Below are 21,318 nucleotides of genomic sequence, written 5' to 3' on the forward strand. Positions count from 1 at the left end.
TCCCACCGTCCGCGAGTCCGGAGAAGATCGCTCACCGATGGAACCTGCGAGTCCCACCGCCGCCTGGCTGCTGCTGGGGGTGGCCCTGCTGCTGATCCTCGCCAACGGGCTGTTCGTCGCCGCCGAGTTCGCCCTGGTCACCGTCGACCGGGGGGCGGTGAACCGGGCCGCTGAGGCCGGGGACCGCCGGGCGCAGGGGTGCGGCGGGCGCTGCACACCCTCTCCTTCGAGCTCTCCGGCGCCCAGCTCGGCATCACCGTCACCTCGCTGCTGGTCGGCCTGCTCGCCAACCCGGCCCTGGCCACCCTGCTCTCCCCGCCGCTGCACGGGATCGGCGTGCCCTCCGGCGCCGTGCACGGGGTCGCCGCCGTGTTCGGGATGCTGGCCGCCACCGTGGTGCAGATGGTGGTCGGCGAGCTGGTCCCGAAGAACTGGGCGATCTCCCGTCCGCTGCAGGTGGCCCGCTCGGTGGTCGGTCCGCAGCGGGTGTTCACCACGGTCTGCCGTCCGGCCATCACCCTGCTGAACGGGGCGGCCAACCGGCTGGTCCGGGCCCTGGGCATGGAGCCGGCCGAGGAGTTGGCGTCCGCGCGGGGCGCCGAGGAGCTGGTCGCGCTGGCCCGGCACTCGGCCAGCGAGGGCGCGCTGGAGATGGACACCGCCGACCTGTTCGTGCGCACCCTGGGCCTGGGCGAGCTGACCGCGCAGAGCGTGATGACCCCCCGGGTCGAGGTCCGCTCGCTGCAGGAGCTGGCCACCGCCGCCGACGTGGTCAATCTGACCCGGGCCACCGGCCTTTCCCGCTTCCCGGTCTACCGGGACAGCATCGACGAGGTCACCGGCATCGTCACGCTCAAGGACGCGCTGGCGGTCCCCGCCGACCGCCGCCCGGCCACCCTGCTCGCCGGGCTGATGTCGGCCCCGCTGCTGGTCCCGGAGACGCTGCCGGCCGAACGCCTGCTGGAACTGCTGCGCCGGCAGCACAGCATGGCGGTGGTGGTGGACGAGTACGGCGGCACGGCCGGGGTGGCCACCCTGGAGGACGTGGTGGAGGAGATGGTCGGCGAGGTGCTGGACGAGCACGACACCTATGAGCACCCCGAACTGCGGTCGATCGCCCCGGTCGACGGCCGTCCGGCCTGGGAGGTGGACGGGCGCTGCCGGGTGGACCAGTTGGAGGCGGTCGGCTTCCACGCCCCCGAGGGCCCCTACGAGACCATCGCCGGACTGGTCGCCGACCGGCTCGGCCGGCTGCCGGCCGAGGGCGACAGCTGCAGCCTGCCGGGCTGGCGGCTGACCGTGCTGGACGTGACCCGGCACCGGACCGAGGCCGTGCTGCTGGTCCGCCTCGACGACGGCTTCCACGGCAGGTCCGAGCACGGCGACGAGCGGGGGGCGGAGCAGTGAGTGCAGTTCTCCAACTCGGCATCTCGATCCTGCTGGTGCTCGGCAACGGCTTCTTCGTCGGCGCCGAGTTCGCCCTGGTCTCGGTGCGCCGCAGCCAGGTGCAGCCGCTGGCCGAGAGCGGCAACCGCCGGGCCCGTACCGTGCTCTACGCGCTGGAGCACGTGTCGGCGATGATGGCCGCCGCGCAGCTCGGCATCACCGTCTGCTCGCTGCTGCTGGGCGCACTGGCCGAGCCGGTGATCGCCCGGCTGCTGGAGGGCCCGGCCGGGGCGCTGGGGATCCCCTCCGGGCTGACCCATCCGCTGGCCTATGTGATCGCGCTGGCCGTGGTGGTGTTCCTGCACATGGTGATCGGCGAGATGGTGCCCAAGAACATCGCACTGGCGAGCCCGGAGCGGGCGGCGATCTGGCTGGGCCCGCCGCTGGCCTGGATCGCCCGGGCGCTGCGGCCGGTGATCTCCTTTCTGAACTCCTTCGCCAACCTGCTGCTGCGACTGCTGGGGGTGGAGGCCAGGGACGAGGTGGAGTCCGTCTACACCAGCGAGGAGCTGGCGCACCTGCTGCAGGACTCGCGCGAGGCCGGGCTGCTCGGCCGGGGTGCGCAGGAGCGGCTCGCGGACGCGCTGGAGCTGGGCCGGCGGCCGATCCGCGAGGTGCTGATGGCCCGTGAGCAGCTGGTCAGCGTGGACAGCTCGGTGACGGCGCGGCAGCTGGAGGAGCTGGCGGTCGGCTCCGGGTTCTCCCGGTTCCCGGTCGTCGGCGGTAACGGCGCGTTCCTGGGGTACCTGCATGTGAAGGACGTCCTGGACCTGGAGGACCGGGAGGCGCCGGTGCCGCAGTCGCTGTGGCGCGGCATCCTCACCCTGCCGGACCGGACGCCGTTGGACGACGCGCTGGGCGCGATGCGCAGGGCGACCTCGCACCTGGCCGCGGTGGTCGACCAGGACGGCCGCCCGGTCGGCCTGGTGACGATGGAGGACGTACTGGAGGAACTGGTCGGCGAGGTCCGGATCTGATAGCACAGTCATTCGCACAGATCATTCGCACGGATCATTCGCACAGGTGCTGTCACGGGGTGAAGGGGAGCAGGCAGTGAGCGATCGCAGACTGGAGGTCGACCGAGTCTCCAAGCGGTACGGGGAGACGGTCGCCCTCAGTGAGATGACGTTCGACGTACGGGCCGGGGAGATCTTCGGCTTCGTCGGCAGCAACGGGGCCGGCAAGACCACCACGATGCGGATCGCGCTCGGGGTGCTCGCCGCCGACGCGGGGGAGGTGCGCTGGGACGGCGCGCCGGTGGATCTGCAGACCCGCAGCCGGATCGGCTACATGCCGGAGGAGCGCGGCCTCTACCCGCGGATGAAGGTCGGCGAGCAGCTGGAGTACCTGGCCAGGCTGCACGGCCTCAGCCGGGCCGACGCGGTCCGGGCCACCGGTGAGTGGACCCGGCGGCTCGGCGTGGACGGCCGGATCGGCGACGAGGTGCAGAAGCTCAGCCTCGGCAACCAGCAGCGGGTGCAGCTGGCCGCGGCGCTGGTGCACCACCCGGAGATCCTGGTGCTGGACGAGCCCTTCTCCGGCCTCGACCCGGTCGCGGTGGACGTGATGAGCGAGGTGCTCAGGGAGAAGTGCGACGAGGGCGTCCCGGTGATCTTCTCCAGCCACCAGCTGGAACTGGTGGAGCGGCTGTCCGACCGGGTCGGCATCGTCAGGGCCGGCCGCATGGTCGCGGTCGGCCCGGTCGCCGAACTGCGCGGCCAGGGCACCGAGGAGCTGGTGGTGGACGCGCCGCAGGCCCCGCCCGGCTGGGCGGACGGGCTGGCCGGGGTCACCCTCCGCTCGCACGAGGGCCGGCGCACGGTGCTGGCGCTGGGCGAGGGCGCGGACGACCAGGCGGTGCTGCGGGCGGCCCTGGCGACCGGCCCGGTCCTGGAGTTCGCCCGGCGGCTGCCGACCCTGACCGAGCTGTTCCGGGACGTGGTCAGCGCCGATCTGCAGAACGAGGAGGGGGCGGCGGCATGAGCGACAAGCTTCGGATCGGATCGCGCGAAGCGATCAAGCTGGTGGCCTGGCGCGAGATCATCGTCCGGGTCCGCAGCAAGGCCTTCCTGATCCTGATGGGGATCACCGCCGTGGCGGCGGTGGCCTTTCCGCTGATCACCCACTACGCCAACCTCAGCCCGGGGGCCACCAAGATCGCCGTGGTGCAGCAGGACGCCGCGCTGGCGCCGGTGCTGCAGGCCACCGCGGACCAGCTCGGCCAGAAGGTCACCGTCAGCACCGTCGCCGACCACACGGCCGGTGCGGCCGAAGTGAAGTCGGGAACGGTGGACGTGCTGGCCGAGGCCGGGCCGCAGGGCATCCAGGCCACGGTGAAGCGCACTCTCAGCGACGGCACCAAGCAGCTGTTCTACGTGGTCGGCCAGCAGCAGGTGCTCTCGTCGCAGATCACTGCTCTCGGCAAGGACCCGGCCCCGGTGCTGCAGGCCGTCGGCGGCACCCGGGTCGCGGTCAGCACCCTGGAGCCAGCCGCTGCGCAGAACGGCCAGCGGATCGCCATCGCCATCGTCGCGGCCCTGCTGCTCTACATGACGCTGATGTTCGTCGGCGCGTCGGTGGCCCAGGGCGTGGTGGAGGAGAAGTCCAGCCGGGTGGTGGAACTGCTGCTCTCCACCCTGCGGCCGTGGCAGCTGCTGGCCGGCAAGGTGCTCGGCGTCGGCATCCTCGGCCTGGTGCAACTGCTGGTCCCGGCCGCCCTCGGCGTCGGCGTCGGCCTGGCCACCGGGGCGATCACGCTCTCCCTCAGCAGCTCCGTCGGCACCGTGCTCTGGGCCCTCGCCTGGTACGTGGTGGGCTTCGCCCTCTACGCCCTGGTGTTCGCCGGGCTCGGGGCCACCGTGTCCCGGCAGGAGGACGTGGGCGGGCTGACCTTCCCGGCGACCGCCCCGCTGATCCTGGCCTGGGTGGTCGGCATCACCGTCGTGCCGTCCAACCCGGGCAGCTCACTGGTGATGTGGCTGTCGATGATCCCGCCGTGCGCCCCGGTGCTGATGCCGATGCGGATCGCCATGGGCGTCGCGCCGCTCTGGGAGGTCCTGCTCTCGCTGGCGCTCACCATCGCCTTCGCCGCGCTGCTGCTGCGGGTCGCCGGGCGGGTCTACCGCAACTCGGTGCTGCGCAGCGGCGCCAGGATCCCGCTCCGGGAGGCGCTCAAGGCGGCCTGACGGGCCGTCAGCTGAGGCGACGTCACAGCTAGCTGGTGGGGCGGCCGTCGATCAGTTCGCCGTAGGCCTGGAGCACATCGGGGAGCCGGAGTGTGGCCAGGTCCTGGCGGGTCGGCGGCTCCGCCATCATCGAGAGCCGCAGATCGCGGTAGGCGCAGGACTTCTCGTAGAGGGTGCGCATGAAGCGGCCGTTGCCGAGGTCGTCGATCCAGCCTTCGCGGACCACATGGGCGCAGATGCTGCGCAACTCCTCCAGCGCCTCCTCGTCCCAGAAGTCGCCGTCGCCCTCGGCCAGCGCCACCCCGATCGAGGTCAGCTCGGCGGGGCGGTAGCTGGGGAAGTCCACCCGGCTGGTGAAGCGGGAGTTGAGGCCCGGGTTGGCGGCCAGCAGCCGGTTCATCCCCTCCGGGTAGCCGGCCAGGATCACCACAAGCCGGTCCCGGTTGTCCTCGGCCCGCTTCAGCAGCACCTGCAGCGCCTCGTCGCCGTAGGCGTCGCCCTTGCTGTAGCCGGAGTTGGCGAGGCTGTAGGCCTCGTCCACGAACAGCACCCCGTCCAGCGCGGAGTCGATCAGCTCATTGGCCTTCACCGCGGTCTGGCCGAGGAACTCGCCGACCAGGTCCGCCCGTTGGGCCTCCACCAGGTGGTCGCCCGACAGCAGCCCCAGCGCGTAGAAGACCCGGCCCAGTATCCGGGCCACCGTGGTCTTGCCGGTGCCGGAGGGCCCGGAGAAGACGAAGTGACGTTTTGGCGGCTGCACCGGCAGGCCCTGGTCGGCGCGCAGCTGGGCCATCCGCAACTGCGCCGACAGCGCCAGCACCTGACGCTTCACCGGCTCCATGCCGACCATCCGCTCCAGTTCGGCCAGCGCCGCCTCCAGCTTGGGGCGGTCCGGCTGGGAGCTGGTGCCCGGCGGCAGCGGCGCGGCCGAGGCGGCGGCCCGGTGCCGGGCGCCGCCGGGGCCCTCGCCGTCGACGGCCTCGTCGTTCTGCGGGCCGGGGTCGAGCAGCCCTGGCAGGTAGGCGCTCTCGAACTCGCCGCCGTCCTCGGTCTCGGACTGCTCGGCGCCCTCCGGGATGTCGGCAGTGTCCGGGTAGGTGTCGTAGAAGGAGCTCTCATAGACCTGCTCGGACAACTGGTCCGGGAACTGCTCCGGGGCGAGCGGGATCGGGCCGCCGCCGCTGGCGTGCCGGGGGCGTTGCGGACTGGGCGGCGCCGGGACCTCCAACATGGCCGGATCCACCCCGTCCTCGGCGGTGATCGCGGCCAGTCGGGCGGCGGTGTCCATGAACCCCGGGTCCACCCGGTGCACCGCCCGGTACAGCGACAGCGCCGCCGCGCTGCGCCCGCCGCCCTCGTACGCGCGGGCCAGCCAGTAGCGCAGCTCCTTGCGCTGCGGCTGCTCGGAGCGGCAGCGGGCCAGCGAGCCGGCCAGCGGCAGCTCGGCCTGGCCGCACATGTCGAGCCTGACCCTGGCCATCCCGCCGAAGAGGCCGGCCTCGATGCCGAGCAGCTGGTCCTCCAGCAGCCCGTCGGTGTCCCGGATCAGCTGCTCCCAGTCCTTCGTCAGATAGGAGCGACACGCGTGCAGAAAGCGCACCGAGGCGTCCGCCTCACGGGCCGGACAGTCGGTCAGCGCGTGCTCCAGCTCGGCCAGGTGCCGTCCGTCCAGCCAGTGCGAGGCATGGGCCAGGGAGAGGTCCCTGGCGTCCTCCAGCACCGGTTGGACCCACCAGCCGAGCCAGTACCACGAGCTCAGCGGGCGCCGGTGGCGGCGGCGCTGCTCGCCGAAGCGCTCCCGGTTGCGGTACATCGCCAGCAGCGCGGCCGAGGTCTCCGAGCGCAGCGCGTGCAGGCCGAGCCAGGCGTCGGCCATCCCGGGGTCGATCCGCACCGCGGCGCGGAACTCCTCCTCGGCGCGGGTGTACGCACCCGCGGTGTACGCGTCCATGGCCCGTAGCCAGGCACGGTCGGCCAGGCTGCCGGGCCGCCTTCCGTCAGTGTCCTCTGTCCCCACCGGTCAGTCCCCCTGCTGTGCGCGGCTGTGCCGGTCACGCAGCGTCCGAACGCGGGCCGTCCCCCCACGGATGACCTTGCGGACAACGCTCCATGACGCTTCGTCGGCGGATGCGGACCGGGTCCGCGCCCTGCTGGCATGGTACCGGTGGCGTGCTGATCCGGAAGGGTGCCGGACGGCGACGGCCTGGCGTGAATGTGTCGCACGCCTGAGCGGTTGAGGCCAGTGTGACACTTGTGATCACGGGGAGTCACGGCGAGGTGTCGGGCCGGACGCGAACGCAGAACGACCCGGCAGCCACGGGGTAACAGTTGCCCTAAAGGTACTGAGCGACCATGGACGCATCTTCCCTAGTCAGAGGGGGTCTTGCATGCGGTGTCGCCCGCCCGGCGTTCCGGCGGCGCCGGACTCGGCCTCTGAGAGACGGCTGGCCAGGTCTTGGACCATGGACAGAAGGTCGCCCACCGTGGCCGCTAGGCGCTGGGCCGTCTGGATGGCAACCGCCGGTGGTGCGGTGCCAAGGTCGCGTTGTCCGAATTCCTCAAGGTAACGGGCCGCGATGCGCAGACGCATCTCTTGGCCTTCGCTCAGCACGGTGCGCGTGTCTTCGGGATTTTGTCTGCGCGAGTTGCTCATGGGTGGCGGTGCTCCGTGAAGTGGACGGTTGAGGGCAGGGCGCTAAGCCGCGTCTTGTGCGTCGGGCGTCCCAGGGCGTGGGGGAGCAATGTGACGCTGGGGTTACGTAACTGCATATGCCAGTTTCCGACGGTAGAGCGTTGAACTGCTGCTCAGTCAGAAAACGAGGCAATGCGTGGCCGCTGGGGCTGGAGCGCTCCCACGGGAGGGGCGTAAGCCCGCTAAGTCGAACATGCATTCGAGGCTAAAGCCGGGCGAGCTGACGATCAACCCGCAGGGCCGCATCCGACCACCTTGATCCAAAAAGCGGCCATATCTGTCCTGGTCTGTGCGCATCCTCACCCCCAGCGTTGCTTTCGTGTCTAAAGATCCAAACGCCCGGCACCTCTTCAGCGAGCGCGTGAGGATCGGCCGTAACGTCCGAAGTCCCCGGGACTGGCGCGACAAGCGGCAAGAGCCCCTCGCCGAGTTCGCCGGCTTCAGCGACCGCACCCTGCGCCGGATTGAGTCCGGAGACACCAGCGTTGGCGTCAACAAGTTCATCCTGGCGGCCAAGGCCCTTGATGTACCCCTGCACTGGCTCTTTACCGAGGACTGGCCGCAGTGGATCGAGGAGTACGAGGCCGGCAAGGAGTGAAACCGGCGCTTGGTAAGCGACCCTGACTCCGCTCCCAGGCGCCGTACATGTGCGCTCCCTATGAATTTCCCAGCGGTGGTGAACAGGCGTGCGCTCCCGGCGTGCGCTACCCTGCCTCGCGCTCTGGCGCGGCCTGCGCCCCCGGCTACTCTGTCGCACATCGACCCCGCACGGTCGCTTTCGGTCGTCACTCATCCGGGTGGCTCATGCTCATGTCGAACGCTGGTGCCCCGCCCGGCCGGAGGGGGTTCACCGGCCGGGCGGGAGTCAGAGGGAGTACGTCCGCGGCCGCTCGGCCTTGGGCCGGCGGCGATCGCAGCACTGGACGATAGTCGCACCGGCCCCGGAGTCGGAGTGGACCTCGCGGACGATCCGGGCTGACGCGCGCCACTTGCCGCAGTTCCGGCAGCACCCGGCGGCGGTCCCGGTCGGCTCGGGGATGTCGATGCTCGGGATGGTGGACGGCATCACGACGCCTCCGTGGTGTGGTGCAGGCAGGCGCAGGGCTTCTCGACCCAGCCGAGGTGCTCGTGCTGGAAGCCGGGGTACGGGCAGGCCGGGCAGCCGTGGACGAACGAGGGGTCCTTGTGGCCTACCGAGCACTCCGGCTGCATGTAGCCCTGCGGGCGCGGCAACGGGGCAGCAGGGGCGGTCATGACGCGACCGCCAGGACTGCTCTCAGGGCCTGCGCGAGGCCCGCAGCGTCGACCAGGGCCTCGGGGTCGTCCGGGTCCGGCGGGACGAGCCAGTGGATCCCTGGGGGCTCTATCGTCGTCGGGCCGGGGACCACGATGAACGTCGACTGGCCGAAGGGCTCCGTGCCGACGACGTCCCAACTGTCGGCGGTGCCGGCCTGGACGAGGAAGTACAGGCGTGGCCGGGCCGTGTTGACGTCCCATACGACCGGGCCCGGCGCCCGCCCGGTCTCGTGGTCGAGGATCTCCAGGGCGTCGAGGCCGGGCAGCTGCGGCACCACGATGGCGTCCCACCAGCGGCCCGCCGGGAGGCAGGCGCAGGTGTCCGGCTGCGGCATCCATACGGGGCCGATGGTCTGACGCGTCCTCATGCTGATCTCCCTGTGACTAGTTGCCCACAGTCACAGGGTGATCGCATTCCGCATGGCTAACTATCACTCTTCGGTGATAGTCGGCGACTTGGGCTACAGGCCGACCCAAGCGGCGTAGTTCGACAGGCTCTCCGGCGCCGCCCGGCGCGCAGACAGGAGGCCTGCGATCGTCTCCCGCACCCCAGTGCTGTACCGGGTCTGCTGCGGCGCCAACTGGCGGGCCGCCAGCAGACTCCGCAGCGCCTCGTCCGTACGCCCGGTCCACAACTGCGCCCGGGCGATCTCAGCCCGGTGGTGCGCCGCACGGGACGCCGGCCAGTCGTCGGGCACCATCACGGTCTTGGCGACATCCAAGGCCTTCGCGTACAGGTCCTGGTCGACCAGGGCGCTCACTCGGTGCGCGACTACATTGAAGGGCCCGAACGACAACCAGTACACCTTTGCCGCGTCACCGGTCCGCTCGGCGATCGCCCCAGCCGCGGCGAGGTGCCCGTCTGCTGCATCCCCGTCCTTGTCGCGTGCGGCAAGAACAGCGCCGCCGAGGTGGATCTGCCCGGTCACCACGTCGCGGGCCCGCCCCGGCTCAGCCAGGGCCGCGGTAGCGGCACCTACGGCGACCAGACGCCGCCCGGTGCGGTACTCCCCGGCCCGCAGGTACGCCAGGCCCCGCAGGTACTGGCGGATCGAGGCCACTATCGGGTCCGAGCCGCGCTCAGCCGCCCACGCCATCCGCTCCAAGGCAAGGGCGGACAGGTCCTGGTAGCCGAGCTTGGTGCACACGTCGTAGGCGGTGCGGTAGGTCGACGCGAGGACCGCCCAGGCCTGGTCCGACAGCTCGGTGTGCGCCGCGGTCGTGGTCTCCAGGATCAGCGCGGGCAGCTCGCTGGCGGCCGTGCGGAGGTCGGTCGCGCGGATCAGCATGCACATCCGTTCCGCCTCCTCGGCCAGGTCGGCGAGCGGGCGCGGGCTGATCTCCGGGTCGACGCCGAGGTCGTAGACGTCAAGGGCCCAGCGGATCGGCTGGATCAGCACGTCCAACTGGTCGGCCTGCAGCTCGGCCAGGTACGGCTGTCCGACGAGGTCCGCGACCTGGACGGCCAAGACTCGGGCGATGCTGGCCGTGACGCTGGGCGTCGACTGCTTGTTGCCTTGCTCGATTTTCGACAGGAGGCTGATGGACACGCCTGCCTTCTCGGCGAGGCCGGTCTGGGTGAGGTGTCGCATCTTGCGGTAGCGGGCGATGCGCTGGCCGATGCTTTCGGGCGTGGACGCGGGCATACTGGACTCCGTTCTGGACTCGACATCTGGAACGGTACTCGTCGCGGCGCGGTGGGTATACGCGATCCGCCCTCGTCGCCTTCGGGTACGGGGGCGGTTGCTTGTCCCGGCCGCGCCTCCCATACCCCTGTCCGTGCCGCTCTGACCCGCACAGTCTGCGATAGCGTCGCACCCACCACCCGGGACGAGCGAGCGGGGCAGCGGCATGTCGGTATGGAAGAACCTCGGCGAGCACACGGTGTACGAGAACCCGTGGCTGCGGATCAACCTCGCCGACGTCGAACTCCCCGACGGCCGGCACCTGGACCACTACCTGATGCGCCTGCGACCGGTCGCGCTGTGCACCGCGGTGAACGAGGCCAACGAGGTGCTGCTGCTGTGGCGGCACCGGTTCATCACCGACACGTGGGGCTGGGAGCTGGCCGCCGGGGTCGTCGAGGTCGAGAAGGGCGAGTCCCTGGAGGAGGCTGCGGCCAGGGAGATGCTGGAGGAGACCGGGTGGCGGCCGGGGCCGCTGAAGCACCTGCTGACCGTCGAGCCGTCGAACGGGCTCTCCGATGCGCTGCATCACGTCTACTGGTCGGAGTCCGCGGAGTACGTCGGGCATCCGGAGGACGACTTCGAGTCCGAGCGCCGGGAGTGGGTTCCGCTCGCTGATGTGCCGGACATGGTCGCGGGCGGTCATGTGCGGTCGGCGAACGCTGTGGCGGGCCTGTTGATGCTGCACCAACTGCGACTCGGACACTGACCGGCCCGGCCTCCCGTCCACTTGTCCGACCTTGCCCGTAGCATCGCCCCGTGCCTGAGACCCCTGCGTTCCCTGCTGACCTGATCGCCCTGCAGCGCGCCATGTTCGCCGCGCAGGACCGTCGCGCGTCCGTGGCGGCTGACCCGGATGCTGACCCGGGCGCGCTAGGGGAGGCGACGCGGGCGGAGGCGGCTGCTGCGGTCGCGCTGAACGCCCACCCCGGCAAGATCGCCGCGCAGGCCGGGGGTCACTGGGAAGACCTCTGGCACGCCGCCCGCCAACAGGACGAGTCCGCCCCGCCGGTAGACTGACCTGCGATGCACCACGATCCACACGCCGCGCAAGACGCCGCCAACCACGCCATACGCCAACTCGCCGCCTCGGTCACCGTGTGGACGCCGGAGGACCTGGCCGAGCTGGACCGGCTGCGGAGGGTGTGGGCTGCGGCGCGAGAGATCGCCGGGGCCAGCGAGGGTGAGCTACTCGGGGTGTAGCCCGGCCCAGTCCACCGCGAGGTACACCAGCCTGCGCACCGCGTCGACGTCCGTCACTCGGGCCGTGCCGCGAACACCGCTCTCGGGCTGCATCCTATGCACCCCCTGCATTGACAGGACTATGCAGGGGGTGCATAGTTGTCTCATCGGCCCAGCGACACGGAGGACACCATGAACACCAACGTCGACCAACTCACGCTCCAGATCAAGCACCAGCAGGCCGAAAAGCTCCTCGCCGTCGCCCAGCAGTGGCCCGTCGGCTCCCGCTGGACCACCGCTGACGGCGACCTGGCCACCGTCGTCGGCTTCGACTGCGACCTTGAAGAGCCCTGGCTCCTCGCCGACTACCTGCTGGACGGCGAGCCCCAGCTCGAAACGCCGGAGAACTTCGCGGGAGACCCCAGCGCCCTGACGCGGGCCGACGACGACATCGAGACCGCCGACCGGGCACGCGCCCTCAGCCGAGGCCGAGGCGTCCCCCAGCACCCCACCCTCTGGGACACCCCCGCCACAGCCGGGCAGATCCTCGCCGTCCGGGCCTTCCTCGACGCGACCTACGCGCAGATCGAAGCAGACCGTGCAGCGCGGAAAGCAGCCGAGCTGCGCAGCGAGCGGATCGCGGCCATCGCCGGACTCTGCGGCAGCCAGACCGCCGCCGCCCGACTCCTGGGGATCGACCAGTCCACCGTCAGCCGCGCGATCAACAGCCTCCCCGTCATCCCCTGACCGTCGCTGACCCCGGACGCGACGAAGCCCCGCCCGGCCGGAGTGCGGCACGGGCAGGGCAGCGGGCACAATGGTGCAGCGAACCGCCCGCCCCCGCTGGTCCCGGGGGCGGGCGGCACTGCTAGATCACCGCACAGATCACCGCCGTCGCGCCGACCTTCATGATCTCGACCTGCCACTGCGGCAAGCTGTGCTTCTTGCCGTCACGGTTGATCAGCCAGTCGACGAAGTGCGTCAACAGCCACACCACAGCGGCCTTCTTACCCTTACCTGACATGAGCTTCCTCCTTTCTGGATCAGGTGCCGGGCAGTCTTCCACCCAGCACTGACAACCCCGGTCGGACGCCGGGGAAGTAGAAGAACGGGCCGCCCCGGTGAAGGGCGGCCCGCAGAACGATCAGCTACGCGGCGGCCTGCCGCTCCCAGTGCTCGACTATCAGGTCGACACCCTCGCTGGTCGCATAGGCGACCGGGAACTTGAAGCCGTTCTTCGTCTCCAGCTTGACCTCGAAGTGGCCACCCTTCACGTGCACAGTCCTCGGCAGATTCCGATTGCCCCCGTGGGCGGACGTCTGCTTCCGGAAGATGCTCTCAGTGACCAGCCACTCGGTCATCTTTCGCACGCTGGTCTTGAGGATGTCCGCGAGCTCCGTCATACCGATCAGACCATCGGAATCCATGAACTGGTCCCACTTGCCGGCCTTGGGTGCGAGGACCCTGTTCTCGGCGGTGAGTTCGGCCGCTCGGGCCTCTGCAGCCTCTCGTGCCTCCAGCTCCGCCGCCCAACCCCGAAGGGCGACGGCGTGCGTCGGCATCTGGAGCACCTCGGCGATCCGAGTCTGCACAGCGAAGTACGTCTGAGCCTCGGCCACCTCGGGCTTCCGCGGGTCGCCGTTCATGGCCAGCAGGTAGGCGCCATACCGAGTGAGTCGGAAGTCCTGCAGTTCACGCGCGGCCCCGGAGCCGATGGGAACCAACTGCGATGCGGGTCGAAAATGGTCGCTGGGGTTCATGCCGCTGTTCTTGGCGGCAGCAGCAGCCCTAGCGATTACCCCGGGGACGCGCTCCCACTTCGCGTATCCGAGCAGCGGGGAGATCTCGCGGCACGACCAGTACTCGCCGGTCTCATCTTGGCGACGGATCTGATCGAACAGGCCGCTCCCGGTAGGCGTCACGGAAGCAGGCAGGTTAAAGTCGGTGTTGTCCAAGGAGCTCATCCTTCGGGCCATGCCCCCGGCGGTCTTCACCCGCGTGGGGGCTTTCTCGTACAAGCGGACCTTCAGATCGAAGGCCTATGCGAGAGCCTACGCCTACCTACCGTCACGATGCCACCAATGGCCGCATGAGCCACTGCATGACGGGACAGCACATAGACCCCGCGAAGACTGGTTAGGTCGCCCTAAGTGACACTTTCACCAGTGAACGCGGAGCGTGAGGTGGGCGGCCTATGAAAGTAAGGTCTAGACAACAGAAGCGCCCCGCCGCCTGCCGGAGCAGGGGCGGGGCGTGATCTTTGCGGTGGCGGGAAGCTCGGCGGATCACTTCCGGGATGGGGAAGTGACAGCAGAACGGCCCCTGCCGAAGCAGGGGCCGAACGCCGAGCGGGCCGGGGCTCTACGCCTTCGCGAACGCCTCGACGAGCACCCCGACCGGAATGCTGTCCGCCGTGTCCGCCGCGGACGTCTTCTGCCGCATGACGCTGAGCTTCACGTCACCATCCAGCAGCGGCACCGACACCCGCGGCCCCGCACCCAGCACAGCGATGTGCTCAACCCGCCAGACACCCGCGGCATTCAGCACCGCGACCCGGAGATTCACCGAGCCCAGGTCGGACGCGAAGGACACGTACACCGCACCCCAGTACGCGCCGTTACGCGGCGGCAACGGCACCACCAGCACCCTCGAGGTGTCCAGGAAAGCGCCGGTCACATCCTGCCCGAACCCATCAGGCAGGGCAGTCGTCTGAAAAGCCATCTCGTCCTCCGACGAAGAAGCCGGCGGAACCGGCGGGACAACAGGAACAGGCTTCGGGGACACCGGGCGCGGGAACTGCCCGAAGTCCGCAGCCTCGGCGCAGTCGACGTCAGCGGCACCACCCAGCAGCATCCCGCCGGGCTGCCGGATCGTCGCCGACGGATGCCACCGGCCACCGGACCAGGCAACCGTCTGCCACAAGTACCGGATCCCGGCACCGTGCGCACCAGCGATCACGCTGTAGCCGCCGTAGCAGCCCACCCGCGCCAGCGGCAGAACCGACAGGACACCCTGGAAATACGCAGCGACACTCGACCACGAGGTGTCCGTATCCACCGCAAAGTGGAGCACCACACTGCCCGGCAGGCCCACGGCCTTGCGCTGCCGCTCAGCCGACTGCGCATCCGCGACACCAGCAGCCCGGCCCTGCAGCGCACGCCCAGCCGTCGACTCGTACACCGTCACCACAGCCAGCCCCGCAGCCGGGTAGGACACCACCTCGGACGCCGTCAGGTTCTTCGACGCATCCGGGGAGAAGTACCGGGCCACCCAATGCGCGCCCGTCGCCAGGATCTGCGCGACCGTCGGACGATCCCAGGCCACATCCAGGCCCATGAGTTCGGCCATCAGAACCCCATCTTCTTAAACAGGTCCCGGATCGCGTCGACCACCTGCTGGCCCGTGCACGACGACGGGACCGGCGTCGGTGCGGGGATGGGCTGCGGCGTCGGGGGAGTCGGGTCGGCCGGCCACGGGCTCGCGTCGCCGGTCAGCGCCGTGAAGTCAACACCGAGCTGCGCCCTGTCCCAGCCCTGCGCATCCAGACCCGTCTTGGCACTCTCGAAGTCGTCGTCCAGGGCAACCCACACCTCGTCGAAGTACTTCTTGAAGAACGCCCACGTCATCCGCTGCCGCTTGCCCCACGTCACCACGTCGAGGCCGTCCGCGTCGAAAGCCCCGATCGTGACGCAGTGACCGCCGTCGAGCTTCGCGCCCTTGACGACATCCCACGGCTGCCCGGCGTTGAACTGGTCCATCGCGGAGTCGGGGAAGTTGAACCCGGCGTAGACCTGCCCGAACAGGGCGATGGCCCACTTCAGCTCGTCCAGGTTCGAGATGTCGACCTTCGCGTAGGCCGCGATCTTGTGGCCGCCGACGCCGGTCTTCTGCCAGTACTTCAGGACGTCCTGCATCACGCAGCCGTTGTCCGTCGACGAGTCACCCGGCCGGTAGCCACCGACGGCCTCGTACCCGGTCAGGGCGTCCTGGTCGGTGATCTGCTGAGTCGCGCCCTGCCCGTACCGGGTATCACCGGCGATCTTGTGGCCGGTCCCGGCGAACGTGCAGTCACCCAGCTGATCGTTAAGAAGCATCTGCCAGGACGAGACCTGGCTCAGCCAGTCCGCCGACGCCGGGGCCGGACCCAGGGCCTTGGAGTACTTCGCGAACTTCAGGTGCGGACGGGCGGGCTCGGCGGGCAGCCGGCCGCCGCGGAACGTCAACGGAGCAGTGGACATGAGGGTCTCCTCGGGGAGGGCACGGAAAAACCCCCGGCCAGAGGCGGCACGGGGGCGAGAAAGATGGGGCAGGTCAGCGGTCGCGGTGCCGGTCCTCCGGCCACGTCCCGTGCAAATGCAGGCCATGCAGCTCGCCGACCTGCTGGGCGACCGCGGCCATATCGTCACGGTGATCCGCCAACTGCTCCTGCTGTGCGCCGAGCCGCGCGGCCTGCGCCTCAACCCGGACGGTCTGCTCGGCGTTATGCCGGTCCTGGCGGTGCTTCGTCACCAGGTGATGCGCCGCGACAACCGGCGTCGTCCAGATGATGCTTGCCGCGGTATTGCCAGCCACCGCAGACCAGTGATCTAGGAAGCACCAGACATCGAAGGCGGCCAGCAGGAGAACTGCGGCCAGCCAGAACCAGCGCTGCATCACGGCCTCCCCGGCCCGGTCGAGACCGGTGTCGGCGAACGGTGCGGGGCGGCCTGCTTCTGAGTCGTCGCGGACTGCGACGGAGGCGCGGCCGGGGACGGTGAGGGGTCCTGCCGCGCCGAGCACGAGTAGTGCGTCGACCCGGAGGAGTCCGGGGTGCAGTCGTAGACCGTGCCGTCCGAAGCGGTGAACGTCCAACCCGACGGAGCCGGACCGGCGGGACCCGTAGCACCATCCTTGCCGTCCTGGCCCACAGCACCAGCGGGACCTGCCGGGCCCGGCACGGTCGAGTCCGCACCCGCGGCACCCGCCGGTCCAGCCGGCCCGACAGCACCGGCCGGACCCGCGGGCCCGGCGCTCGGATGGATCATTGACAGGACCAGCTGTGCGATCGCCACCGCATTCGGACTCGAACCCGCCGGGCCCGCGGGACCCTGAGGCCCGACCACCGACGCACCTGCGGCACCCGGAACACCCTGCACGATCGTCGTCGCCGGTGGGGCCGACGGCGTCACGCCGTGTTGCTGCAGCTGAGTCCGCGTCTGATCCAGGGCAGTGCTGAGCTGGGTGATCGCCGTCGACTGCGCTTTCTGGTCAGCCTGCTGCGCATCCAGAGTCGACCGCAGCGTCGCGAACTGCACCACAATGTACGCGCAGCCCGCGAAGAACAACACCACGGCAAGGACCCGCAGCGTCGCCTCCCACCGCAGCCGCCGCGGCACCTCTGGAACGACAGGATCAGTCACTACCCGGCCCCCTTCGTCGCAGTCCACGCCGCCACCACGACCGCCAGGAACGCTGCAACCACCGACAGGACCGTCATCCACCGGCCGAACGTCATCCCGGGCCGGGTGGCGTTTGCCGTCTCCAGTGCCGTGATCCGGTCCACCGCCGGTTTGATCACGTCCTCGCGCAGCTTGCGGACATCATCGACACGGTCCCGTTCAAGGCGCCTGGCCAGCTCGGCGACCGCGCGCTGGTCCGCCTGGTACACGTCCAGTGGGACCGCAACACGAGACAACTGCGTGATCCGCTCGTCCAGCGCGCGATGCTCGGCCGACGTGCGCATCTCATGGGCCTCAAGGCGGCGCCCGAGTTCTCCGGGGGTGACATCATCGGGCACTGCGCCCCCTCAATTTGTGCAGGTGGAACGGGTCGATCAGGTGCCCTGTGCCGGCGATGGGACCTTCTGGGCCGATGCCGAGACCTTCGCGATGACTTGGGTGCGGGTGAACATCGCCACGACCGCCGTCGCCAGAGCTAGCACCAGGGCCTGCTGGTCCGCAGACCAGTGCAGGCCGAAGCCGACGAACAGCGCGACCGCGGCCTGGACGCAGCCCAGGACCGCGGCGCCGACACCGTCGTGCACGGACCAAGCGACGAGCAGGCCGACCGCGGCAGCAGCTGCGGCATTGACCACCGCCTGCTGGTCCATGGTCGTGTGCAGCCAGAACGCCGACACGAACTTCACGACCACGGCCACCAGGGCCAGCCAGAGCGCCGGCTCCCTGCCGAAGATCTTGGTCACGGGCATGAGGGTCTCCTTCATGGGGTACGACGAAACCCCGGACCGGGCGGTCGCGGGGCTGCGGTGGGGGCGAGAGTCAGATGAGCTGGGTGACCCCGGTCGGCGGCCAAGGCGGCGTACCGTAATTGACCGTCGCGGCCGACGAGAACGACCCGACACACTCCGGCGCCTGGACCAGGACGAGGTTCGAGATGTAGAGCAGCTTCGAGCTGGCGGGCGTACCGCCCTCCGTCGGCACCAACGACGCGAACGCGGCCCCGGCCGGAGCCTCAACGTAGTTCTGCACGTGCGTCCACGTCGCCGCCACCAGCGTCATCGTGCTGCTCGATGTCGAGAGGTAGTTCCCGAGACGGTCGTACCAGTTGACCCTGGACGAGAAGTTGGTGGTGCCCGGCGGCGAGTAGAACCAGCCGTCGGCGAGATACCACTGAACGTTGCCGTAGAACTCATTCGTCCCGGCGACGACGGGCAGCAGCTCCGACTGGGCGAACGCCTGGACGGCGACACCGTTGGGTGTCAGCAGCCCGGAGAACGGGAACCCGCCCTGGGTCTGCGCAGCAGACTGGGTGATCGTGCCGCCGGTCGCCGTCCAAGGGCCCACGCCGCTGGTGAACGTCGGATTGGAGTCCAGCGGGTTGTTCGGCAGGAGAGTCGTGTCAACCTCCCCGACGAGGAGGTTCATGTTGTTGAACAGCAGTGTCGTCCAGGCGCTCGTGACGTTCTGACCATTGGGTTCCGCGGCGAGGTGGTAGAGGTCCCCGGTCGCGGACGCGCTGTACACGGCGATCGGCATGGAGTACCCAACGAGGTTCGTCCAGGTCCCGGAGTGCCGCTGGGACCATTCCCCGCTGATGGGCAGCGCACCGGGCAGTACCGGCCAGCTGAGGTAGTCCGACGCCGTACCGGTCTGATGCTGCTGGAGCACGATGTGGTAGACGCTGCCGTTGGTCAGGCCCGTCGCGTTCACCGGCACCGACACCACCGGCACCGACACCAGCGTCGAGGACTCTGTCTGCGTCGGAACCGCATTCAGGTTCACGGCCACGATGTCATACGACCCGCCACCAGTTCCGAACGCAAAGACAGGGAAGAATCTGGTCCCGCCCCAGTTCGACGACACCCAGTTGTCACCCGGTCCGGCTGCAGTGACAGCCAGGACCGTGACGGTACTGAGCGACAATCCACCGGTGCCCGCGCCGCCGATGATCACAATAAGGTCGTCAGCGACCGCCAAGTCGAAACCCGGCCCGAATGCCTGATTTGCAGCTGGCAGCGCAGGACCGGTCTGCCACGGCCCGAGCGAGCCGTCCGCGTTGATGGCGGCGTAATAAACGGTGCTGACCACGGCCAGACTGGAGATGACCCCGCCGATCACGAACAGCCAACCATTCACGGCGGCTGTCATCGGACTCATCAGTGTCACTGGAAGGGGCGGCCCGGTCAGCCAGGAACTGATCTGCCCGTTGTTGACTTGGGCGTAGTACGTGGCGGCCTGGAATGCAAAGCCGGTGTTACCGCCGATGTAATACACGTACTCGCCGTAGCCGACCATGGACCCGAGTTGACTGACGGCAGGCAGGGCCGCCTGGGCGGACCAACTGCCGATGGATCCGGTGTTGCCATCCCAGCTTGCTGCCCACACAGATGAGACCACCGTGGCGCTGGCGACACCGGTGCCACCGCCAATGACAACGAGGAACCCATTGGCGATGGCGACAGCTGCACCATTTGTGCCGACAGGCAGGGACTGCTGAGGGGTCGGTGGCGCCAAGGCCCCACCGCCGACGTACTCGAAGGTGTTGACGCCAGCAGTAGCTGCAGATGTTGAGGGATCCTGGCCGCCGACACTCACCGCGAAATTGCCAGAGCATGCGAAGGACGAAGTCACCGACACGCCGCTCGCCCCGGCAGCCGGCACCGGGTACGGGCTGGTCGTGACGCCACCGGAAAGGTAGCCGGAGTTGTAGTTCGCCGAGGCCAGCCGCCCGGCGGCGGTCAGCCCCTGCGGTGCTGCGAGTTGGCCCAGGACCGCGGCGGGCAGCGACACGGACGCCAGGGGGTTCCCGCTCGTATTGGGGTTCCCGGAGCCGTTGTCCGGCCACAGGCTCACCAGCATGTCCGCACCGGCCCCGGCGGGCAGCACCGGAATAGCGACCCGGCCGATCGTCGTCCCCGACATCGTGAACGGCTGCCCCAAATCGGTGCCATTGCCGTAGGTCAAGAACACAGGTGACGCGCCACCGCCCGGCGACGTGATCGGAGTCCCGAAATAGCTCGCCGTCGCCCCGTGCGCGCATAGGAACTGGTTCAGCTGCCCAGAGGCATTCGTCGTATCGAGGTTCCCAGGCAAGCCGTTCTGAGCGGCAGACCACACAGGGGTCGTCACTGGTCCACCTCCCCTAGACGTGCATCCAGTACAGCGACATGTTGCAACCGGCCGCATTCAACAAGAGGGTGCCGCCGGATGACTGGAAGGCCCTCAACTCCAGGAAATCGCCGACGTTGAGGAAAATCGGGGCGTTGACTTCGAAGCCGCCGAAGTTCGCGACCGCGTTAGCCGGAAGAATCGTCTGCGCATAGGCGACCGCAGCACTGTTGACATAGGGCTGAACGCCACGGTTGCCCGTGGCGTTCGTGACGGCGAAACTCGCCGCACCCCGCAGCCAGTACCAGCCGGAAACCACGGCCGTGTACCTCGTATTGTTCGTCACATTACTGTGACCTGTGTAATTGTCGTACAGCGACGTGTCGAACTGCATCGCAGTGAACGCAGCATTCGCAAGGGCAGCCTGCGGGGTGGTAATCGTCAGGATCGCCATCGGCGTGTTACGCAGGAACTGAACATTCGCGGCGTTCAGGATTTCCAGACTCGAAGCCATTCACGCCACCTTCGTAAGCAGGCCATTGCTGTACGCGAAAGACCTGAACGACTGCACATAGGCATTGGACCCCTGCGCCACCGTGTACTCCGCAATCGCCTTGAGCTGATTGATCGACGCGGCAGTCACATACGTCGTCGCCGTCCAACGCGCCCCCGAGTCCTCCCACGTCGCCGTCACCAACCCCGACGCCGTCTGGTCGAACACCTGGAACTCGAAGCCGTAGGTCTGCGTCGTCCACACCGACCCCGTCGGCGACGTCGACGCCCCCGAGGCCTGATTCGACCGGAACCACGTATAGCTGTGCGACGCGTTACCCGCCGACGCCAGGACCAGCCAGTACGTCGTACTCGCCGTCAAACCGGTGACCGGCAGCGGAATCGGCACCCTGACCGTGTTCGTGCCACCCGTCGCCAGGTTCGCGTACTCCGCCGTGACGACCGTCGACACCAAGGCGCTCCCCGACGGCGCACCACCGGACGAGGCGTAAAGCGAGAGCGTCGTCGGCGCCAACAGAGACCCCGACGCCGTAGCAGTCGAGACCGGGACGATCACATAGCCGATCGCCGTCTGACCCACCGCAGTCGTGAACGACTGCGCTAGGAAAAGGGCGTTCGTGTTCGACGTCGCCGCCCCGGCAGTCGTCTGCCCCGCGGTCTGCACCGCGGCATACAGGTACTGCGTCGTATGGGCACCCAGGAACTGGTTGATCTGCCCCGCGTTGCCCTGCTGGCCGGTCGTAGCGCCAAGCCAGACTGGTACAGCTGACATG

24 protein-coding genes and 1 pseudogene are annotated in these 21,318 nt (G+C 69.2%); 9 read left to right on the forward strand and 16 right to left on the reverse strand.

Features of this window, described 5'->3' with window-relative positions; genetic code table 11:
• The first annotated feature begins 37 nt into the window (after positions 1-37).
• The 4 genes and pseudogenes from ACXKR8_RS42320 (at position 38) to ACXKR8_RS42335 (ending at position 4,631) form a co-directional block, all read left to right on the forward strand.
• Positions 38-1,407 (forward strand): annotated as a pseudogene (locus tag ACXKR8_RS42320) (hemolysin family protein).
• The gene (locus ACXKR8_RS42325) at positions 1,404-2,423 is read left to right on the forward strand and encodes a hemolysin family protein (protein WP_458269822.1); all 1,020 of its coding nucleotides are present in this window, start codon (positions 1,404-1,406) and stop codon (positions 2,421-2,423) included. Before ACXKR8_RS42320 ends, ACXKR8_RS42325 begins: the two are co-directional and overlap by 4 nt.
• A gap of 76 nt (positions 2,424-2,499) precedes the next feature.
• Positions 2,500-3,429, forward strand: coding sequence for an ABC transporter ATP-binding protein (locus tag ACXKR8_RS42330; protein WP_458269823.1), 930 nt, complete (start codon positions 2,500-2,502; stop codon positions 3,427-3,429).
• Complete coding sequence (locus ACXKR8_RS42335; protein WP_458269824.1) at positions 3,426-4,631, forward strand: ABC transporter permease; 1,206 nt, start codon at positions 3,426-3,428, stop codon at positions 4,629-4,631. The genes ACXKR8_RS42330 and ACXKR8_RS42335 overlap by 4 nt, the downstream gene beginning before the upstream one ends.
• Before the next feature lie 28 nt (positions 4,632-4,659).
• Here the strand turns inward: ACXKR8_RS42335 and ACXKR8_RS42340 are convergent, their stop codons facing one another.
• Together ACXKR8_RS42340 and ACXKR8_RS42345 are read right to left on the reverse strand one after the other, a co-directional pair.
• Positions 4,660-6,582 (reverse strand): AAA family ATPase, encoded by a 1,923-nt coding sequence (locus ACXKR8_RS42340; protein ID WP_458269825.1) that lies wholly within the window; start codon positions 6,580-6,582, stop codon positions 4,660-4,662.
• A gap of 420 nt (positions 6,583-7,002) precedes the next feature.
• Positions 7,003-7,284: a hypothetical protein gene (locus ACXKR8_RS42345; protein WP_458269826.1), complete on the reverse strand. Its 282-nt coding sequence runs from the start codon at positions 7,282-7,284 to the stop codon at positions 7,003-7,005.
• A 358-nt stretch (positions 7,285-7,642) separates the two neighbouring features.
• Here ACXKR8_RS42345 and ACXKR8_RS42350 point away from each other — a divergent pair, with 358 nt between their 5' ends.
• Complete coding sequence (locus tag ACXKR8_RS42350; RefSeq protein ID WP_458269827.1) at positions 7,643-7,921, forward strand: helix-turn-helix domain-containing protein; 279 nt, start codon at positions 7,643-7,645, stop codon at positions 7,919-7,921.
• 267 nt (positions 7,922-8,188) lie between these two features.
• Here ACXKR8_RS42350 and ACXKR8_RS42355 read toward each other — a convergent pair whose 3' ends face one another.
• From ACXKR8_RS42355 to ACXKR8_RS42370, 4 genes are all read right to left on the reverse strand, one after another.
• Positions 8,189-8,389 (reverse strand): hypothetical protein, encoded by a 201-nt coding sequence (locus ACXKR8_RS42355; protein WP_458269828.1) that lies wholly within the window; start codon positions 8,387-8,389, stop codon positions 8,189-8,191.
• Positions 8,389-8,577 (reverse strand): hypothetical protein, encoded by a 189-nt coding sequence (locus tag ACXKR8_RS42360; RefSeq protein ID WP_458269829.1) that lies wholly within the window; start codon positions 8,575-8,577, stop codon positions 8,389-8,391. Before ACXKR8_RS42360 ends, ACXKR8_RS42355 begins: the two co-directional genes overlap by 1 nt.
• Complete coding sequence (locus ACXKR8_RS42365; protein WP_458269830.1) at positions 8,574-8,987, reverse strand: hypothetical protein; 414 nt, start codon at positions 8,985-8,987, stop codon at positions 8,574-8,576. The genes ACXKR8_RS42360 and ACXKR8_RS42365 overlap by 4 nt, the downstream gene beginning before the upstream one ends.
• A gap of 93 nt (positions 8,988-9,080) precedes the next feature.
• The gene (locus tag ACXKR8_RS42370; protein WP_458269831.1) at positions 9,081-10,265 is read right to left on the reverse strand and encodes a helix-turn-helix domain-containing protein; all 1,185 of its coding nucleotides are present in this window, start codon (positions 10,263-10,265) and stop codon (positions 9,081-9,083) included.
• Positions 10,266-10,470: 205 nt separating this feature from the next.
• Here ACXKR8_RS42370 and ACXKR8_RS42375 point away from each other — a divergent pair, with 205 nt between their 5' ends.
• The 4 genes from ACXKR8_RS42375 to ACXKR8_RS42390 all read left to right on the forward strand — a co-directional run bounded on the left by ACXKR8_RS42375 (position 10,471) and on the right by ACXKR8_RS42390 (position 12,233).
• Positions 10,471-11,013, forward strand: a complete 543-nt coding sequence (locus ACXKR8_RS42375) for an NUDIX hydrolase (protein ID WP_458269832.1) — start codon at positions 10,471-10,473, stop codon at positions 11,011-11,013.
• Between the two features lie 50 nt (positions 11,014-11,063).
• On the forward strand, positions 11,064-11,324 hold the full coding sequence (locus ACXKR8_RS42380) for a hypothetical protein (RefSeq protein ID WP_458269833.1): 261 nt from the start codon (positions 11,064-11,066) through the stop codon (positions 11,322-11,324).
• A gap of 6 nt (positions 11,325-11,330) precedes the next feature.
• On the forward strand, positions 11,331-11,507 hold the full coding sequence (locus ACXKR8_RS42385) for a hypothetical protein (protein WP_458269834.1): 177 nt from the start codon (positions 11,331-11,333) through the stop codon (positions 11,505-11,507).
• A 171-nt stretch (positions 11,508-11,678) separates the two neighbouring features.
• Positions 11,679-12,233 (forward strand): helix-turn-helix domain-containing protein, encoded by a 555-nt coding sequence (locus ACXKR8_RS42390; protein ID WP_458269835.1) that lies wholly within the window; start codon positions 11,679-11,681, stop codon positions 12,231-12,233.
• Between the two features lie 121 nt (positions 12,234-12,354).
• On the opposite strand, the gene ACXKR8_RS42395 is transcribed toward ACXKR8_RS42390, so the two are convergent.
• From ACXKR8_RS42395 to ACXKR8_RS42440, 10 genes are all read right to left on the reverse strand, one after another.
• Positions 12,355-12,510 carry a hypothetical protein gene (locus ACXKR8_RS42395; RefSeq protein ID WP_458269836.1) on the reverse strand — a complete coding sequence of 52 codons (156 nt, stop codon included), beginning with the start codon at positions 12,508-12,510 and terminating at the stop codon, positions 12,355-12,357.
• Between the two features lie 124 nt (positions 12,511-12,634).
• Positions 12,635-13,441, reverse strand: coding sequence for a phage antirepressor KilAC domain-containing protein (locus ACXKR8_RS42400; RefSeq protein ID WP_458269837.1), 807 nt, complete (start codon positions 13,439-13,441; stop codon positions 12,635-12,637).
• A gap of 406 nt (positions 13,442-13,847) precedes the next feature.
• Positions 13,848-14,834 (reverse strand): glycoside hydrolase domain-containing protein, encoded by a 987-nt coding sequence (locus ACXKR8_RS42405; RefSeq protein ID WP_458269838.1) that lies wholly within the window; start codon positions 14,832-14,834, stop codon positions 13,848-13,850.
• The gene (locus tag ACXKR8_RS42410; RefSeq protein ID WP_458269839.1) at positions 14,834-15,709 is read right to left on the reverse strand and encodes a hypothetical protein; all 876 of its coding nucleotides are present in this window, start codon (positions 15,707-15,709) and stop codon (positions 14,834-14,836) included. Before ACXKR8_RS42410 ends, ACXKR8_RS42405 begins: the two co-directional genes overlap by 1 nt.
• 88 nt (positions 15,710-15,797) lie before the next feature.
• Complete coding sequence (locus tag ACXKR8_RS42415; RefSeq protein ID WP_458269840.1) at positions 15,798-16,139, reverse strand: hypothetical protein; 342 nt, start codon at positions 16,137-16,139, stop codon at positions 15,798-15,800.
• A 745-nt stretch (positions 16,140-16,884) separates the two neighbouring features.
• Positions 16,885-17,262, reverse strand: a complete 378-nt coding sequence (locus ACXKR8_RS42420) for a hypothetical protein (protein ID WP_458269841.1) — start codon at positions 17,260-17,262, stop codon at positions 16,885-16,887.
• A 36-nt stretch (positions 17,263-17,298) separates the two neighbouring features.
• The gene (locus ACXKR8_RS42425; RefSeq protein WP_458269842.1) at positions 17,299-17,673 is read right to left on the reverse strand and encodes a hypothetical protein; all 375 of its coding nucleotides are present in this window, start codon (positions 17,671-17,673) and stop codon (positions 17,299-17,301) included.
• A gap of 70 nt (positions 17,674-17,743) precedes the next feature.
• On the reverse strand, positions 17,744-19,888 hold the full coding sequence (locus tag ACXKR8_RS42430; RefSeq protein ID WP_458269843.1) for a Kelch repeat-containing protein: 2,145 nt from the start codon (positions 19,886-19,888) through the stop codon (positions 17,744-17,746).
• Positions 19,889-20,066: 178 nt separating this feature from the next.
• A complete protein-coding gene (locus tag ACXKR8_RS42435; RefSeq protein WP_458269844.1) occupies positions 20,067-20,546 on the reverse strand; it encodes a hypothetical protein in 480 nt (159 codons plus the stop codon).
• Positions 20,547-21,317 carry a hypothetical protein gene (locus ACXKR8_RS42440; RefSeq protein WP_458269845.1) on the reverse strand — a complete coding sequence of 257 codons (771 nt, stop codon included), beginning with the start codon at positions 21,315-21,317 and terminating at the stop codon, positions 20,547-20,549.
• Position 21,318: the final 1 nt, after the last annotated feature.

Source organism: Streptacidiphilus sp. PAMC 29251 (assembly GCF_054208735.2).